The following is a 16212-nucleotide window of genomic DNA, read 5'->3' as shown; positions in this document are numbered from 1 at the left end:
TCTCCTACCACATGAACTGGCCGCCGTCGACGATCAGCTTCTGGCCGGTGACATAGCCACTGAGCGGGCCCACGAGGTACTCGAGGGCGTCGGCGATGTCGTCGGTGGAGCCGATGCGTCGCTGCGGGATCTCGGACAGGACGGCGGCGCGGTTTCGGGGTTCGTTCAGCCGGAACCGGGTGACGAGCTCCTCGGTCTCGGTCATTCCGGGGATCAGGCAGTTGACCCGGACGGTGGGCGCCAGCTCCAGGGCCAGGCACTTGGTGAGCTGGAGCAGACCCGCCTTGGCCGCGGCGTAGTTGACGCCGTCGGCCCGGGGGCGGATGCCCGTGGTGGCACCGATGTTGACGACCGTGCCGTCCCCCGCGGCGAGCATCGCCGGGGCGAACGCCTGGGTGAGGTGGAAGGGCCCGGACAGATTGGTGTCCAGGACGCGCTGCCAGTCGGACGCCGTGAGGTCGAGGAACGGGCGGTCGATGTTGATGCCGGCGTTGTTCACCAGCACGCGCGGCGTGCCGTGCTCGGCGAGGATGTGCCGGGCCGCCTCGCGCACCGAGTGGCTGTCGGAGACGTCGGCCGGCACGGCGATCAGGCCGTGTTCGTCGGCGGCCGCCCGGGCCGCTTCCTTGTCGGCCCGGTAGAGGGCGACGGTGCGGTGGCCGAGGCGCACCAGGCGCCGGGACAGGGCGAGTCCGATGCCGCGGGTGCCACCGGTGACGACGGCGAGCGGGCCGCGGCCGGTCATCGCGCGTACTCCTGTGCCGCGGTGGTGAGACGGTCCAGGAAGGCGAGACGGCCCAGGAACTCGTCCAGATGCCCGAGCAGGACGGACCGGTGCGCGGGCTCGAACACCTCGAAGTGCCCGCACTCGATACGGCGTACGGCCAACCGGTCGGCGAGGCGCTGCCAGCGGTCGACCTGCTGCGCGCGGTGGGCACTCGCGCAGGCGATCAGCAGGGCCAGGCCGGTGCCCCGGACCTCGGTGCGGTGGCCGGCACTGGCCCGGATGTGCGCGAGCGCCGTGGCACGCGCCCGTGCCGCGTCCCGGCCGCCGCCCAGATCGCTGACGGACCGTTCGACGGCGGCCGCCAGGTCGGCCCGTACGGCGTCGCCGACGGTCTCCCGTTCGGTGAAGCTGTCGATGAGGACGACGGCGGGCGCCGGCCCGTCCTCCGCCAGCCGGGCGGCCAGCTCCCAGGCGATCACGCCGCCGAGCGACCAGCCGACGAGCAGGTTCGGCCGGCGCGGCAGCCCGGCCACCAGGCCGAGGTATCTGCGGGTCATCTCCGGGACGCTGTCGTCGGGTTCCTCACCGGCCAGCAGTCCGTCGGCGCGGATGCCGTGCACACCGCCGTGGCGGGCGAGCCGGCTCGCGACTCCGAGGTACTGGGCGAGCCCGCCGCCCGCCGGGTGGATCAGCAGGCTGTCCAGCGGGCCCGGCCGCCTCGCGAGCGGGACGAGCAGGCGCGTGTCGGGGGCGAGGGCGTCCATCAGGCACCGCCCCGAGCCTTGTCGATCCACTCGGCCTGGGCGCCGATGGTGGGGTCGCGGAAGAAGTCGAGGAGGGGGATCTGCACGCCGTGGTGTTCCTCGATCCTGGCGCGCGCGGTCATCACGTTGAGCGAGTGCGCCCCGTACTCCAGGAGCGAGCGGTCGACGGGGATGCCGGTGCGGCCGAGCAACTGCCCCCACATCTCCTGGAGCCAGGCCTGGAGCGGGTTCCCGGCCGTGGTGACGGCCCCGGTGCCGGAGCGGGCCTCCTCACGGACGGCCCGTTCCGCCTCCGCCACGAGGGCCGTGCGGTCCACCTTGCCGTTGCGGGTGGTGGGCACGGCACCGACCGCGAAGACCCGCGAGGGCACCATGTACCCCGGGACCGCGTCGGCCACCCGGCGCCGTACGTCGTCCGGCTGCGGCGAGCGGCCGTCCTCCGGTACGAAGAACAGCACCAGCCGCCGGTCGGCCCCGTCCCCGAGGACGGCGGCCACCGCGAGGCGTACGCCGGGGTGGGCGGCGGCCGCCGTCTCCAGTTCGCCGAGCTCCACCCGGTAGCCGCGGATCTTGACCTGGTCGTCGTCGCGGCCCAGGAAGACCAGCGTGCCGTGCTCGTCGCGCAGCACCTGGTCGCCGGTGCGGTACATGCGGGCGTCGTCCTGCCCGCCGCGCGGATCGGGCAGGAAGCGTTCCGCGGTGCGCACGGGGTCGTTGACGTACCCCCGCGCCGGGCAGGCACCGCCGAGGTACAGCTCGCCCGGCACTCCGAGCGGCGCGAGGTGGCCGGTGCCGTCCACCACGTGGGCGGTCACATGGGTGATCGGGCGGCCGATCGGGACGTGGGCCGGCCACGGACGGGTGCCGGCGGTGAGCCGGTGCGTGGTGACGGCGTGGGTCTCGGTGGGGCCGTAGAGGTTGACCAGACGGATGTGCGGGCGGTCGGCGAAGAAGTTCCGGATGCCGTCGTCGAGGAGGAGCTGCTCCCCGGAGACGCACACGTGACTGAGGTCCGGCAGGTCGTCCCCGGCGTCCTGGGCGGCCCGGGTGAAGGGGCGCAGCGCGGCGACCGGGAGGTAGACGTGGGAGATCCGCAGCGCGCTCACCCGGGCGAGCACCGCGGGCAGGTCCCTGCGGTCGGCGGGCTCGCGGGAGACCAGGGTCCCGCCGGCCACGAGGGTGGGCAGGATCTCCTGGAAGGAGACGTCGAAGCCGAGGGGGGCGTACTGGAGGAAGCGGGTGCGCTCGTCCATCTCCAGCGCGTCGAGCTGCCAGGCGGTGAGGTTCAGCAGCGGGCCGTTGTCCATCAGGACGCCCTTGGGCCGGCCGGTGGAGCCGGAGGTGAACATCACGTACACCCCGTCCGTCCCTCCGTCCGTCCCTCCGTCCGTCCCTCCGTCCGTCCCTCCGTCCGTCCCTCCGGCGTCACCGGCCGGCTCGCGGTCCGGCGGTACGTCGCCGTCGCCCGGCCCGGTCAGCTCGCCCAGCGCCACCACCCGGGCGCCGTCGACCGCGCCACGGCCGACGACCAGGCGGCAGCCGGCCTTTTCGGTCATGTACGCGAGCCGCTCGCCGGGCAGGGTCAGGTCCAGCGGCAGGAACACGGCGCGCCGGTCGAGTGCGGCCAGGACGGCCACGACCGTGTCCACCAGCGTCGGCGTGGTCAGGCCGACCACGGTGCCGGGGCCGACACCGTGCCGGGCGAGGCCCGTCGCGGCGGCGCGGACCAGCGCGCCCAGCTCGCCGTAGGTCACGCGCCGGCCGTCCTCCTCGACGGCGGTCGCGTCGGGCCGCCGGGCCATGCCCGCGCGCACCCAGCGGTGCAGGTCCGGGTGGGGCGGCCGGCGCCAGAAGCCGTCATCGGCGTGGGACTCGGCTAGCGAGGCGTCCTCGAAGAGTTCGGCGAGGACCGTCCCCGGACGTTCGACGGCCCTTGCCAGCAGGCCGGTCAGCGAGTCGGCCAGCGCGGAGACGAGCGGCTCGGGCAGCAGCTCGCGGTCGTGTTCCAGTTCGAGCAGCCAGCCGTCGGGCCCGGGGGTGACGCCCAGCCAGAGGTCGAACTTCGCGGTGCCGTTGCCGTGCTCACGCACCCGGCGGACGACGGAGCCGGGTTCCGTGCCGGTGGCGTCCTGCATGGCGAGCATGCAGGAGAAGACGGGGTTGCGGTTGGTCGAGCGGTCCGGTTCGACCCGGCGCACGATGCGGTCGAAGGAGACCGCCGCGTTGCTCTTCACCCGGTCCGCCTCGGCCCGGACCGTCTCCTTGACGAAGACGTCGAAGGGCTGGTCCCAGGGGACGTCGACGATGAGCGGCAGCGTGTTGACGAAGAAGCCGCACAGGTCGAGGGAGCCCAGGGTGCGGCGGGCCAGCACCGGGCTGCCGAACACCACCGACGCGTTGGCCGAGTGCCGGGCGAGGAGTGCCGCGTAGACGGCCGAGAAGAAGACGAACGGGCTGACGCCGAGCCCCGAGCAGACCTCGTCGAGGGCCCTGGAACGCTCCGGGGACAGCCGGAGCTCGCGGCGCGCGCCGGCGAAGGCGGTGCCGGCGGGCCGGTTCGGGCGGGGGTTGAGGACGGTGGCGGGCACCGCGCGCAGCCGGTCGGCCAGTTCGGCGGCCGCCCGCTCGACGTGCTCCTCGTCGGCGGCGGAGAGCTGTGCGGCCAGCTCCCGGCACAGGGCTCGTTCGCGGGCGACGCGCATGCGGTCGACGTCGAGGTCTCCGCGTACGGCGGAGGTGAGGTCGCGGACGAACTGGCGCAGCGAGAAGCCGTCGAAGACGAGGTGGTGCACGACCAGCAGCAGGGTCGAGCGGGAGCGGTCGCCGGTGTGCAGCAGCGCGGCCCGCAGCAGCGGGGGTTGCTCCAGGTCGAAGGCGTGCCCGCCGAGTTCCGCCAGCAGTTCGGCGCGCCGCCGGGCGAAGTGGCCGGCGTCCGTCGAGGCGACCGGCAGCGGGGCCTCGTCCGGGACGGCGCCCAGTTCCGCGTGCGGGGTGGGCCGTTCGCGCACGGCGAGACGCAGCGCGGGCTGTACGGCCAGGACGGCGGTGAGCGCCGACCGGATCGTCCCGGGGTCGAGCGCCGGGTCCAGTTCCAGCTCGGCCACGACGTTGTACAGGTGCGGAACCGGCACGGTGCCGTGCACGACGAGCAGACCCTGCTGGGCCGCGGTCAGCGGCAGGGTGGCGAGCTGGGGCGCGACGGTCATCGAACGCTCTCCGCCGGGAGGAGCAGACCGCGCAGCCACTGCTGGAGGTCTCCGACCGTACGGACCGCGCTCAGGCCCGTCGGATCTATCTCCTGGTCCGGGTCGGGGACCAGCTCACTGGCGATCCGCACCACGGACAGTGAATCCAGTCCGACCTCGGCCAGCAGGGAATGGTCGTGGAAAGGTACGCGCACATACCTCCTGACCACCGAAATGATGTCGCCGCCGGTCATGTCGTCCGTACGGTTCATTACTCAGACTCCTCAGGCAACGGTCGCTTTTCATGGCGCTGAAAAGATGATTGGGAATTGCCGAGAAGTGGTCAAGCGGCGATTGCCGCGGTTATCGAGGGAGTTGATGGACCGGTCGCCGGCGGAGCGACCCATTGAATTACTCGATCGGGGATGATCGAATTCTTCGCTCGGAAAAGGCAGGCCCGACGCGAAGAGGAGGCCGGTGATCCGGCCTCCTCTCCGGGTGGGGGCGCGCTACGTCCCCCCGCGGGGGAGCGCGCCGCGGCGTGTCATGCGCGCTCCTCGCCGAACACCTCCGCGAGGGCGGGGCGTGTCAGGACCCGCAGGAAGGGGGGGACGGTGAGGGCGACCGACGCGGCGAAGACCATGAACGCGAGCCGCAGGCCGAGCCACTCGGCGAGCAGGCCCATCACGCCGGCCCCGATGGGCATGGCGCCCCAGCTGAAGAGGCGGCTCACGGCGCTGTAGCGGCCGAGCATCGCGTCGGGCACGAGGCGCTGCCCGATCGTGCGGGAGTTCACCGTCCACAGCGTGCCGCCCATGCCGCCGGCGAAGGCCGCGGCGGCGACCGCCCAGAGGCTGGTGGTCAGCGCGGGCACGGCCATCATCGCGAAGGTGCCGACCAGGTCGGCGAACATCACCCAGCGGCGCCCGAGAGCCCGGTTCACCCAGGTGACGGCGAGGGCGCCGACCAGGCCGCCCACGCCCAGCGCGCTCAGCAGCGTCCCGTACTGACGGGGGCTGAGCTCCATCACGTCGGTGGCGAACAGCGGCATGAGCGCCAGCCAGGCGCCCCAGCAGGCGCACAGGACGGTCAGGATCAGTGACATGGTGCGCAGCAGCACGTGCTGCCACAGGTAGCGGAGCCCGCCGGCGATCTGCTGGTTGACGCTCGCGGCGACGTCCGCCGCCGAGGCGTCCCGGGCGGCCCGGAAGCGGCCGGCGAGCAGGAGCAGGACCAGTGCGGCGGCCAGGTAGGACACCCACGTCACGCCGAGGGCGACGCCCGTGCCCGCCGCGAGCAGCAGGCCGCCGACGAAGGGCCCGCAGAACTCGTTGCACACCGTCTCGGCTCCGGCGATCCAGGCGTTCGCGCGCTCCCGGCCCTCCGCCGGGACCAGGGCCGGGATCAGGGCCGACGCCGCGGTCAGCGCCATGACCTCGGCCACGCCGAGCACCGCGCCGACGGCACAGAGCACGGCGATGGTGATGCCGTCGGCCGCCGCGACCTGGACCAGCGCGCCGAGCGCGAGCAGCCGCAGCGCGTTCGCGCCCCACAGCAGGCGCCTGCGGTCGACGCGGTCGACCAGGACGCCGACATGGAGGGCCACCAGCAGCCAGGGCAGCGACAGGGTGAGCGACACCAGCGACACCTGGGCGGGGGAGCCGGAGGCGCGGGTGGCGAGGAGCGGCAGGGCGATCTTGGTGACGCCGTCCGCGAGGTTGGTGATCGCGGTGAAGGCCAGAAGGACCAGGGTGTTCCGCGTGCCGCGCCGCGCGGTGGGCTGCCCGGCGCGCTCCGCCGCGACCGTCACCGGCGCTCGCACGGGCACGGGCACAGGCACGGGCACGGCCTCGAGGGCTTGGTCGCTCATCACTCTTCCCCTAACCGCCTAACGGCTTCACCGGTTATTCCCGAGGGGTCGAGTCTGACACGGGACGGGCCGACTTCGCTACCCGGTAAAGCCGTTAGCCGGTTATCAGGTGTAGGCTGGCCTCCTTCCGAGGAGGTGGCTCATGCTCGACGCCCCGGCTGCGGCCCAGCTGATCGAGGCCTTCGCCAACACCGTCGACGTGGAACTCGGCACCGACGAACTGGACAGCGCGAGCGCGCTCTCCAGCTGGCTCGTCGACCGCGGGCTGCTCGACCACGGCCGCCGGATCAGTGCCGAGGACCACGCCCTGTGCCTGCGCCTGCGCACCGGCATCCGGGAGGAGCTGGGGGTCAACGTCGGCGACAGCGCCGACGCGGCGCTCCTCGCCGGAGCCGACGAGGCACTGCGCGAGCTGCCCGTACTCATCACCGTCCGCGGCGGCACCCACGACCGCGGCGTCCTGTCCCCCGCCCCGGACCTGCCACCGGTCAGAAAGGCCCTGGCCGGCCTCGCGATCGCCTGGAGCGAGCTGCGCATCACCGGTGACGCGGCCCGGCTCAAGCGCTGCGCCGAGCACGCCTGCGCCTGGGTCTTCTGGGACGTCTCCAAGAACCGCAGCCGTCGCTGGTGCTCGATGCGCGTCTGCGGCAACCGCGTCAAGGCCCGCCGGCACTCCGCGAAGCAGGCCGCCGCGGCCACGGGCGAGCCGGCCTGAACGACGCCGGGCACGCGAAAACGCCCGGCCGGGAAACCCCGGCCGGGCGTCTGAACGAACTCGAACCAATCGCTGCCTGGAACCAATCGCTGCCTGGAATCGCTACCTGGAACCAATCGCTACCTGATCGAACGTGCGCCGGCCTTCAGCGCACCATCACCGGCAGCAGCGTGGCCGCGAGCTGCGCGACCCGGCGGACGGGCTCGCCCCGCAGCAGCGCGTAGTGGTCGGTGGGCAGCCGCACCGTGCTCGGCTCGCCCGTGAACAGGCGCCGCCAGCGTGCCACGTCGTCGTCGGTCAGATCGGCCGCCACCAGCAGCGCCGGGACGTCGACCACGCCCGCGTCCCGATACCCGGCCATCGCCGCCCCATGCCGTGCGTGCAGCGCGTACCGGGCGTGCAGCGCCTGCGAGGGCGCCTCACCCACGGTGGCGCGCAGCAGCGCGGCCAGCGTGTCGATCCCGCGGTCGGCCCGGCGCCCCAGACGCAGCCGGTCCGGCCGCACCGCCGGGTCCGCGGCGTGCAGCGCGGCCCGCGCGAACGCGTCGAGATCGTCCCGTTCCCCGCCGGAGGAGTCGCCGGGGACGGGCGGGTCGAGCAGGAGGAGCGGGGGACAGGGCTGGCCGTGTCGCCGGAGCCCGGCCGCCATCGCGTGGGCCAGCAGCCCGCCCATGGACCAGCCGCCGAGCAGATCCGGCAGCCGCTCGGCGCGCAGCAGCGGCTCGAGATAGTGCTCCGCCATGTCCTCGACGGTCGTCCCGCCCGCACCGTTGTCCTCGCTGACGGTCACCCGCCAGTCGGCGGGCAGCGCGTCGACCAGCTCACGGTAGGGAACCCTGCCCACGCCCGCGCCGTGCACCAGGTGCAGATACGGACCGCCCGGCGCACCTCCGCGCATGGTCACGGGTCCGCTGCCGCGGACAGTGGCGGGGGTGCCGGCCGGGGCCTGCTCGGCGTGCGGCGCGAGCAGCTGGGCCATCCGCCGCGGTGTGGGCTCGTCGAGCCATTCCGTTATGTCCAGCTCCCGGCCCGACTCCGCCTCCACCAGGGCGACGAGTTCGAGGACCTGCAACGAGTACCCGCCCACTTCGAAGAAGTCGTCGTCCATGCGCACGGCCGTACCGAGCACGCGCTGCCAGTCGGCCAGCAGTCCGGCGGCCGGTCCGGCGGAGGACGTGCGCCCGGCCGCCGGGACCGCCCGCGGCGGCGCGGGGAAGCCGGCGACGGCCCGTGAGGCCACGCGGAGGCCGCGCAGGGTGCCGCCCGGGGCGGCCGAGGCGGTCAGCACGCTCTCGATGTCGTTCAGGAAGGCCCGTACGGTGCTCTCCCCGAGCTGGTTCGTGTCGTACTCGATCTCCAGGACGGTGTGCTCCCCCTCCTCGAAGATCCCGACGAGGAGCTGGCAGCGTGCGCTGGTCGACGGGCTGGGCAGCAGCCGGGCCGGTCCTTCGCCGAGCGACAGCCCGGAGCCGATGCCCCCGTGATGGGTGACCAGCACGGGGTGTGTCGAACCGAGCGCCGCCCGGTCCTCGGCGGACAGCTCGGCGAACACCTCGGAGAAGCCGACGTGTTGGTAGGGCAGGCTCTCCCACAGGCCGTCCCGGGCGCGGGCGACCACGTCGTCGAAGCCTTCGTCGGCGGCGACCTCGTCCGCCAGGAGCACGGTGTTGGCGCAGTAGCCGACCCGCCGCTGGTCCTCGGCGGTCAGCCGGTTCGCGACGACGACACCCAGCGCGGTCCGCCCCACCGCCCCGCCCCGCGCCAGCACCGTACGGACCGCGGCGAGCTGCACCGCGAAGGCGGTGCAGCCGACCCGCTGGGCGATCTCCGCGACGGCCGCCTGGGCACCACCGGAAAGCCGGTGCCGCAGTCCCGCCCCGGACGAACGGCCCGCCGGCCGCTCCGCACGGTCCGGTGCGAGAGCGGCGGCCTTCACCCCGCGCAGTCGTCCGCTCCAGAACGCGCGGTCGCTCGCGGCCTTCGCGTCGCTCCGCTCCCGCCTGCCGAACTCCCGGTACGGCACGGCCGGTTCCCGGAACACCTCCGTGGCGGTCACCTGCGGCCCACGGTTGCGTACGGCCTCGTACGCGACCCGCAGGTCGTCCACCACCAGCTGCATCGCCCAGCCGTCGAGGACCGCGTGGTGCACGGTGATCAGCACCTCCTCGACCTCGCCCACGGTGACGTGCGCGAGCCGGGCCAGCGGCACGGACTCCAGGTCGAAGGGCGTCGCGTGGAACCGCGCGGCCACGTCGTCGAGCAGCGCCTCGGGCAGGCGGTCCGCCGGTGGCCGGCTCCAGCCCACCTCCTGCGGCGCCGCGTCGGCGGCGTGATGGACCAGCTGCACCACGGTGTCGCCGCGGCGGGCGAAGGAGGTCCGCAGGGCCTCGTGCCGGTCCACGACGAGCTGCCAGGCGACGGCCAGGACCGCCGGGTCGAGCCGCGTGACCCTGAGCCGCCAGGTGAGGTTGTAGAGATCCTTGCGCTCAGCGCGGTGCTGAATCCACCACAAGGCCTCCTGGGCGGGCGAACTGGGGAGTTCTACGGGTACCGATGTCATGGGTCCTCACCGGGAATGGGGATTCGTGTGCTCGCAGAAGAGCTCGCGGCAGAGAGGGCAGCGGCAATTGTCTTCGCGTACCGGCGCTCACGACAAACAAGGAATTCAGAATCTCTATGGCCGGTCGCGCACCGGCGGACGCACTCTTGACCGTTTTCGGCCGACTGCCAATACCATCCTCCCGACGCCTCCAACATGCATTTGATTTCCTTATCGCGAAGCCGAGAGCTGTTCCCGCGTCATGCGACGCGTCACGGAAGAGGACCGGACATCATGAACGCCACCAGGACCATGTACGACTGGTTCGCCGCCTCCGTCGCCGCGCACGGCGACCGGCAGACCGCACTCGAAGTCGCCGGGGAGCACCTGACCTACGCCGAACTCGACGCCACCGCCCACCGGCTGGCGGGCGAACTCGTCGCCGGACACGGCGGTGTCCCGTCCCGGGTGGGCCTGCTGGCGGCCCGCAGCACGGCCGCCTACGCGGGATACCTCGCCGCCCAGCGGCTCGGCGCCACGGTCGTTCCGCTCAACCCGGCCTTCCCGCCCGCCCGCAACGCCACGATCGCCCACGACGCCCGCCTGGATCTCGTGATCGCCGAGGAGGACGCGCCGGGCCACGCGGACCTGCCCGTCCCGGTCGTACGGCTGTCGACCGAGCGGATGGCGGCGCTCCGCACCGGCGCGGTACCCGAACTCCCGGCGTCCACGGCCGGACCCGACGATCTCGCGTACATCCTGTTCACCTCCGGCTCGACGGGCCGGCCCAAGGGCGTACCCATCGCGCACCGCAACGTCTCGGCCTATCTGAGCCATGTCATCGCGCGCTACGAACTGGGGCCGGGCGCCCGTGTCTCCCAGACCTTCGACCTGACCTTCGACCCGTCGGTGTACGACATGTTCGCCGCGTGGGGCTCCGGCGCCACCCTCGTCGTGCCCAGCCGCAAGGACCTGCTGTCGCCGGTGCGGTTCGTGAACCGGCAGCGCATCACCCACTGGAACTCCGTCCCGTCCGTGGCGTCCATCGCGCTGCGGCTGCGTGCCCTGAAGCCCGGTTCCATGCCGACGCTGCGCTGGAGCCTGTTCTGCGGCGAGGCCCTGATGCTGAACCACGCCGAGGCCTGGCGGGCCGCGGCCCCCGGTTCCATCCTCGAGAACATCTACGGCCCCACCGAGATGACCGTGACGTGGACGGAGTTCAGGCTGCCCGCCCGCGAGGAGGACTGGCCCCGGCCGGCCAACGGCACGGTGCCCATCGGCACCCCCTACCCCGGTCAGGAGCACCTCGTCGTCGACGAGGACGGTCGCCCGGCCCCCGACGGCGAGCTGTGCGTGCGTGGCTCGCAGCGCTTCCCCGGCTATCTGGACCCGGCCGACGACATCGGCAGGTTCCTGTCCTTCGACGGCGACCGGGCCGTCCCCTACGACGGTTCGCGGCCGCTGACGTCCGCACACTGGTACCGCACCGGCGACCGGGTGACCACGCTCGACGGGGAGCTCGTCCACCTCGGGCGACTCGACCACCAGCTCAAGATCCGCGGCTATCGGGTCGAACTCGGCGAGATCGAGTCCGCCCTGCTCGCCCGGACCGGCGTCACGGAGGCCGTCGTGGCCGCCCTGCACCGGCCGGACGGCGAGGTGGAGCTCGCGGCCGTGTACACCGGCTCCACCCGGGACACGGAGGGCCTGCTCGCAGGCCTGCGCGAGCGGCTGCCCGCCTACATGGTTCCGAACAGCCTCACCGCGCTGGACGCGCTGCCGCTCAACGCCAACGGCAAGGTGGACCGCGGGGCCCTGACCACCCTGCTGTCCGCACCGACCGCGGCGGCCTGATCCGCCAGGGCCTGTCCGGCGGATCAGGCCGCAGACGCGGGGCTTGGCACGCCCATCTGCGGCGTTGTCGTCGGTTGCCGACTCCCCCACGCTCGGCTTCTCCCCCACTCTCGGCTTCGCTCGAGCGGGGGGACCCCCATGCGCGGGGGGACCCCCATCGCGTCGACGCCCTCCTCCGCCTTGCAGCTGGACGCCCCAAGCCCCGCTCACCAGTGCCGATGAGGCACCGCGCATTTCCTGCGGCCGGATCCGCCGGACAGGCCCTGGACAGGAGAGACCACGGCCGGGTTCCCCGCGAGGGGGCCCGGCCGTCGGCCGTGGGTGTCCCGCGCCCCGCGCATTGGGGCGGGCGACCGGCCGCGGCCGCATGGTCAGCCGACCGCCTGCGGCGCCGGCTCGGCGGCCGCGTCCGACTCGGCCATCACCTGCCGGGCCGTGCCGAGCACCGTGTGGAACACCGAGTCGTCGCCGAGGCCACGACGCCAGACGCACTGGGAGTACACGGCGAACGGCGGCCGCCAGTCCACGCACCGCAACTGCCCCCGCCGCAGCTCCTGCGCGACGGCCACGGTGGGCAGCAGCGCCATGCCGATGCCCTCGCCGACGCTGCGCTTGACCGCGTCGACGGAGCCGAGGACGAGGATCCCGCGAACCGCGGCACCCGCCTCGGCCAACGCCGTCTCGAAGCCGCGCTGGTAGCCGCTCCCCCGATGGGCGCAGGCCACCGTGTGGGAGGCGAGGTCGGCGGTGGACCGCACCGGCCGGCCGGCCAGGGGATGCGAGGGGTGGGTCACCAGACTCATGGTCTCGGGGCGCAGCACGAGGTGGTTCACGTCGGCGGCCGCGGTGCGCGGGCCGATGAAGAACGCGCAGTCGACCTGTTCCTCCCGTACGAGCCGCACCGGGTCGTCGTCCAGCGTGCGCAGCGACAGGTCGAGCTCATGGTGCCTGAGGTGCAGGTACTCGATGAGCGGGACCAGGCGGTAGGTGACGATGCATTCGGCGGCCCCGATCACCAGCGTCTCCGGGGCGTCGGCCGGCCCGGACACCGACTGCTGCGCCAGCTCGCTCAGTTGGACGATGCGGCGCGCGTAGCGGTGGAGCCGGCGCCCCGCGGGAGTGAGCCGGGCTCCGCCGGCCGTGCGGTGCAGCAGCGGTGTCTCGAGCGTCTGCTCGAGGGACTTGATGCGGGCGGTGACCGTCGGCTGGGCGAGTCCGAGGATGCGGGCCGCCTGCGTGAAGCTGCGGTACTCGGCGACCGTCAGGAACGCGCTGAGATGCTTGATGTTCATCCGTCAGCTCACACCATCTATTCCGAGGGCAGTCGTTCCGGGCTCACCACACCATACAGAACGTTCGCTATGTTTTTCTAGTACGGAATGGCGGCTGCCGCCGGCGCTCACCGGGCCGCGACACCCCGCAGAACCAACTGCCACATCAGTTCCACCTGGTCGGCGAGGCTCTCGGTGCCGCAGACCCTCGCCACATCGTCCGTCCGGACCGTCGACTCCACACCGGCGAGCAGATACACGACCAGGGCGGCGAGCGTCTCCGGACAGCCCACCGACCCCAACTGACCATCCGCCCGCGCCCGTTCCAGCAGGTCACGCACGGTGGGCAACCAGGATCGCGACCACTGTTCCGTCACCTCCGGCTGCTCCCGGGCGACCCGCGCCGCGGCACGGACGGCGACGTCCCGCTCAAGGAGCTCCGCGAGCGCCACGGTCACGTCGATCGCGGCGCGCAGCCGCGACGTGTCGGCCGACAGCGTCCGGTCCAGCACCGCGGCGACGCTCGCCTCGCCCTCTTCCCGCACCGCCTCGGCCAGCGCCCTCTTGGACGGAAAATGAAAGGTCAGAGCCCCCATGGACGCATCCGCCACCTCACAGACACGGGACAGCCTCGTCCCCTCGTAGCCCGACCTGTCCATCTCGAGCGCCGCCGCCTCGACGATCCGGGCCCGCGTACGCACGGCTCGCTCCTGCTGCCCCATACATCTCCTCCTCAGTGATCAACCTCGTACAGAAGATGCCACCACCGCCTTGTCTTAGCAAAACGATCGTTCGCTATGCTTTACTTTCGGACAACCGCCTTCTAGCTACCGAAAAGGGATGTTGGGGGGCGCCGCACCGCGTGGGCGCACCGCGCCGGGACGCGGTGCGCCCACGCGGTGCGCCCGCGAGACCTACACGGCGGTCGAACCGCCGTCGACCGCCATCGCGGCCCCCGTGACGAACGACGACCGGTCGCTGCACAGCCACGCCGCGGCCTGCGCCACCTCGTCGGGCCGCGACATCCGCCGTTGCACCGAGTCGGCGAGGAAGACCTCCTCCAGCTCGGGCCGTTGAGCGATGACGTCGTCCATCATCTCGGTCCGGGTGGCACCCACGACGAGTGCGTTGACGCGGATACCCCGTTGCCCGTAGTCATGCGCCGCCGCCCGCGTCAGGCCGATCACCGCGTGCTTCGCGGCGACGTACGCCGCCGAGGCTCCGGTGGCCTTCAGCCCCGCGACGCTGGAGGTGTTCACCACGGCGCCGCCGCGGCCGGAGTCGAGCATCGCCGGTATCTGGTGGTACAGGCAGTTCCACACCCCCCGCACATTGACGTCCATGGTCCGCTCGTACGCCTCCGCGTCCACCTCGTGGAGGGGGACTCCCGCCGTGGCGTAACCGGCGTTGTTGAAGGCGGCGTCCAGCCTGCCGAACGTGTCCACGGCCGTCGCCACGGCCCGGCCGACGTCGCCCGGCACGGTCACGTCGCCCGCCACCGCGGCGGCCCGGCCGCCGGCGTGCCGGATGCTCTCCACCAGCGCGGCCAGCCGCTCCTTCCGGCGGGCCATGAGGACCACGGCCGCCCCCTCGTCGGCGAACAGCCGGGCGGCGGCCGCACCGATCCCGCTCGACGCCCCGGTGATCATGGCCACCCTGCCGCTCAGCAGCCTGCGCTCGTCACCCATGGGTCAACTCCCCCCTCGCCACGTCACGGTGGCCGCTCAGACCGCCCACACGGCGCCGGCGGCGGCCTCGGCGTCGACCGACCGCAGCAGCTCTTCGTCGATGGCGTGCAACGAGTCCACCAGATGCCCCGCCCCGACCCCGGCCTCGCGCATCAACTGCCGCTGGAAGCTGTGCTCGAAGCGGCTCGGATGCCCGATGAACGGCATCCCCAGCGCTCTGGCCGCCTCCGCGACCGTCGCGACGTCGTCGATCACCAGCACCTGGTCGTACGTGAGGCCGAAGTACTCGGTGGCGATCTCGTGCAGACCCGGCCGGAACGCGTCGGTGCAGATGTAGCCCGGCTCGTCGAACAGGTCGGCGTGCTCGCCGAGGAACCTGTCGAAGTGGCTCTTGTCGAGACCTCCGTAGCAGACCGTGCGCAGCCCCGACTCCCGCAGCCTGCCGACGAGTTCGAGCGCCCCGTCGTTCACCCGCACCGGGTGCTCCGCCACGTACCGCGCGCGCTCCTCGAAGTACGCCTCGAGCGCCTCCTCGCCCGTCATGGGCTCGTCGATCGCCTCGGCGAGCAACCGGCCCGCGACCGAGCGGGGCCGGGAGAAGATGCTCCGCTCGATCTCGGCGGTGTAGGCGCAGCCGCGGCTCACCAGGAAGTGGTGGATGACCGGGCTGAAGGTGTCGTTGAGCATGACGCCGTCGATGTTGACCGCGCCGAGGCGCAGGTGTCTCGGACCGTGGACCATGTCTTCTCCCCAGTGGGATACGGATGGGATATGGATCTCGCGGTGGTCGCTGCGCTCGCCGGTGCCGGCCGTCAGTCGTTCACGGCGCTGCCCTGCTCCCGGCCGAACGCCGCGGACGTCGCGGCCTGCAAGATGTCCTTCGCGCGTGCCTCGTTCACCTCGGTCCGGGCGATGACGGCCGGCACGGCGATCCCCGGAAGCAGCAGCCGCCACATCCGCACCACCCGGTCCCCCAGATCCGACCGCCCCTCGCTCGCCACGGCGGAGTAGGTCTGCATGCCCGTGCAGGCCTCGACGACGAACTCGGCGAGTTCTTCGGGATCGACGCCTGCCTGCAACTCGCCCTTGGCGGCCGCGACTCGCAGACAGTCGGCCATTATCCTGCCCCAGTCCTGGTAGGGCTTGGCGTCCCGCATGCCGAACGAGCCCTGTTCACTGGTGAGTCGCACGCCCGCCCGCAGCAGCGGATCCGCCCTCAGCTGCTGGGACCAGGCCAGGGTGATGTCGACGAGCCGCTGAAGGCCCTCGGACTCCAGCCACGGGACGATCGACTCGGGCTGCGCGTTCATGACCGCGCGTGCGAGCTGTTCCTTCGACTCGAAGTGGAAGTACAGGGCCCCGGCTGTGAGCTCGGCTCGCCGCAGGATGTCCTTGATGCTCGCGCCGGCGAAACCGGACTCGTCGAATACCTCCGCCGCCGCCCGGAGCAAGACATTCCGAGTCTGCACTCCCCGTTCCTGTTTTGCCTGACGAGCCACGAGCACCTCCTAGCGAAACCGAACACTCTTTACGATATCGAGTCTTCGCTGCCGAATCAGCTGGCACTCAAGGAATAATCAAGTCCGCTTGCCCGTAAAA

General features: G+C 72.5%; 13 protein-coding genes. 2 read left to right on the top strand and 11 right to left on the bottom strand.

The features are described from left to right. Nucleotides 1–4: 4 nt before the first annotated feature. From ABZ915_RS39595 to ABZ915_RS39575, 5 genes are all read right to left on the bottom strand, one after another. Complete coding sequence (locus tag ABZ915_RS39595) at nt 5–745, bottom strand: SDR family oxidoreductase (protein WP_361813549.1); 741 nt, start codon at nt 743–745, stop codon at nt 5–7. Beyond that, on the bottom strand, nt 742–1491 hold the full coding sequence (locus ABZ915_RS39590; RefSeq protein WP_361813547.1) for an alpha/beta fold hydrolase: 750 nt from the start codon (nt 1489–1491) through the stop codon (nt 742–744). The genes ABZ915_RS39595 and ABZ915_RS39590 overlap by 4 nt, the downstream gene beginning before the upstream one ends. Next, nucleotides 1491–4697 carry an amino acid adenylation domain-containing protein gene (locus ABZ915_RS39585; RefSeq protein WP_361813545.1) on the bottom strand — a complete coding sequence of 1069 codons (3207 nt, stop codon included), beginning with the start codon at nt 4695–4697 and terminating at the stop codon, nt 1491–1493. The genes ABZ915_RS39590 and ABZ915_RS39585 overlap by 1 nt, the downstream gene beginning before the upstream one ends. Further along, nucleotides 4694–4948 carry a phosphopantetheine-binding protein gene (locus ABZ915_RS39580; RefSeq protein WP_361813543.1) on the bottom strand — a complete coding sequence of 85 codons (255 nt, stop codon included), beginning with the start codon at nt 4946–4948 and terminating at the stop codon, nt 4694–4696. Before ABZ915_RS39580 ends, ABZ915_RS39585 begins: the two co-directional genes overlap by 4 nt. Nucleotides 4949–5220: 272 nt before the next feature. After that, nucleotides 5221–6546 carry an MFS transporter gene (locus ABZ915_RS39575; RefSeq protein WP_361813541.1) on the bottom strand — a complete coding sequence of 442 codons (1326 nt, stop codon included), beginning with the start codon at nt 6544–6546 and terminating at the stop codon, nt 5221–5223. 142 nt (nt 6547–6688) lie between these two features. Between ABZ915_RS39575 and ABZ915_RS39570 the strand changes: the two genes are divergently transcribed. Beyond that, the gene (locus ABZ915_RS39570; RefSeq protein ID WP_361813539.1) at nt 6689–7261 is read left to right on the top strand and encodes a CGNR zinc finger domain-containing protein; all 573 of its coding nucleotides are present in this window, start codon (nt 6689–6691) and stop codon (nt 7259–7261) included. A 145-nt stretch (nt 7262–7406) separates the two neighbouring features. On the opposite strand, the gene ABZ915_RS39565 is transcribed toward ABZ915_RS39570, so the two are convergent. Next, nucleotides 7407–9821 carry a condensation domain-containing protein gene (locus ABZ915_RS39565; protein WP_361813537.1) on the bottom strand — a complete coding sequence of 805 codons (2415 nt, stop codon included), beginning with the start codon at nt 9819–9821 and terminating at the stop codon, nt 7407–7409. A 273-nt stretch (nt 9822–10094) separates the two neighbouring features. Here ABZ915_RS39565 and ABZ915_RS39560 point away from each other — a divergent pair, with 273 nt between their 5' ends. Beyond that, a complete protein-coding gene (locus ABZ915_RS39560) occupies nt 10095–11654 on the top strand; it encodes an amino acid adenylation domain-containing protein (protein ID WP_361813535.1) in 1560 nt (519 codons plus the stop codon). Between the two features lie 371 nt (nt 11655–12025). On the opposite strand, the gene ABZ915_RS39555 is transcribed toward ABZ915_RS39560, so the two are convergent. The 5 genes from ABZ915_RS39555 to ABZ915_RS39535 all read right to left on the bottom strand — a co-directional run bounded on the left by ABZ915_RS39555 (nt 12026) and on the right by ABZ915_RS39535 (nt 16082). Beyond that, entirely contained in the window at nt 12026–12946 is a 921-nt protein-coding gene (locus tag ABZ915_RS39555; RefSeq protein WP_361813533.1) for a LysR family transcriptional regulator, read from the bottom strand. 107 nt (nt 12947–13053) lie between these two features. Continuing rightward, nucleotides 13054–13647, bottom strand: a complete 594-nt coding sequence (locus tag ABZ915_RS39550) for a TetR/AcrR family transcriptional regulator (RefSeq protein ID WP_361813531.1) — start codon at nt 13645–13647, stop codon at nt 13054–13056. Between the two features lie 192 nt (nt 13648–13839). Then, nucleotides 13840–14613 (bottom strand): glucose 1-dehydrogenase, encoded by a 774-nt coding sequence (locus ABZ915_RS39545; protein ID WP_361813529.1) that lies wholly within the window; start codon nt 14611–14613, stop codon nt 13840–13842. Nucleotides 14614–14649: 36 nt separating this feature from the next. Next, nucleotides 14650–15354 carry an HAD family phosphatase gene (locus ABZ915_RS39540; RefSeq protein ID WP_361813527.1) on the bottom strand — a complete coding sequence of 235 codons (705 nt, stop codon included), beginning with the start codon at nt 15352–15354 and terminating at the stop codon, nt 14650–14652. 71 nt (nt 15355–15425) lie between these two features. Then, entirely contained in the window at nt 15426–16082 is a 657-nt protein-coding gene (locus ABZ915_RS39535; protein ID WP_361813525.1) for a ScbR family autoregulator-binding transcription factor, read from the bottom strand. Nucleotides 16083–16212 lie beyond the last annotated feature (130 nt).

Origin of the sequence: Streptomyces sp. NPDC046915 (assembly GCF_040644935.1) — a bacterium.
GTDB lineage: Bacteria > Actinomycetota > Actinomycetes > Streptomycetales > Streptomycetaceae > Streptomyces.
Note: the sequence above shows the minus strand (reverse complement) of the source record. Positions and strands in the feature narration are given on the sequence as shown.

Coding starts and splice junctions, on each gene's coding strand:
- ABZ915_RS39570 (WP_361813539.1), top strand. CDS start 6,689: ATGCTCGACGCCCCGGCTGCGGCCCAGCTGATCGAGGCCTTCGCCAAC.
- ABZ915_RS39550 (WP_361813531.1), bottom strand. CDS start 13,647: ATGGGGCAGCAGGAGCGAGCCGTGCGTACGCGGGCCCGGATCGTCGAG.
- ABZ915_RS39560 (WP_361813535.1), top strand. CDS start 10,095: ATGAACGCCACCAGGACCATGTACGACTGGTTCGCCGCCTCCGTCGCC.
- ABZ915_RS39555 (WP_361813533.1), bottom strand. CDS start 12,946: ATGAACATCAAGCATCTCAGCGCGTTCCTGACGGTCGCCGAGTACCGC.
- ABZ915_RS39565 (WP_361813537.1), bottom strand. CDS start 9,821: ATGACATCGGTACCCGTAGAACTCCCCAGTTCGCCCGCCCAGGAGGCC.
- ABZ915_RS39575 (WP_361813541.1), bottom strand. CDS start 6,546: ATGAGCGACCAAGCCCTCGAGGCCGTGCCCGTGCCTGTGCCCGTGCCC.
- ABZ915_RS39585 (WP_361813545.1), bottom strand. CDS start 4,697: ATGACCGTCGCGCCCCAGCTCGCCACCCTGCCGCTGACCGCGGCCCAG.
- ABZ915_RS39590 (WP_361813547.1), bottom strand. CDS start 1,491: ATGGACGCCCTCGCCCCCGACACGCGCCTGCTCGTCCCGCTCGCGAGG.
- ABZ915_RS39545 (WP_361813529.1), bottom strand. CDS start 14,613: ATGGGTGACGAGCGCAGGCTGCTGAGCGGCAGGGTGGCCATGATCACC.
- ABZ915_RS39540 (WP_361813527.1), bottom strand. CDS start 15,354: ATGGTCCACGGTCCGAGACACCTGCGCCTCGGCGCGGTCAACATCGAC.
- ABZ915_RS39595 (WP_361813549.1), bottom strand. CDS start 745: ATGACCGGCCGCGGCCCGCTCGCCGTCGTCACCGGTGGCACCCGCGGC.
- ABZ915_RS39580 (WP_361813543.1), bottom strand. CDS start 4,948: ATGAACCGTACGGACGACATGACCGGCGGCGACATCATTTCGGTGGTC.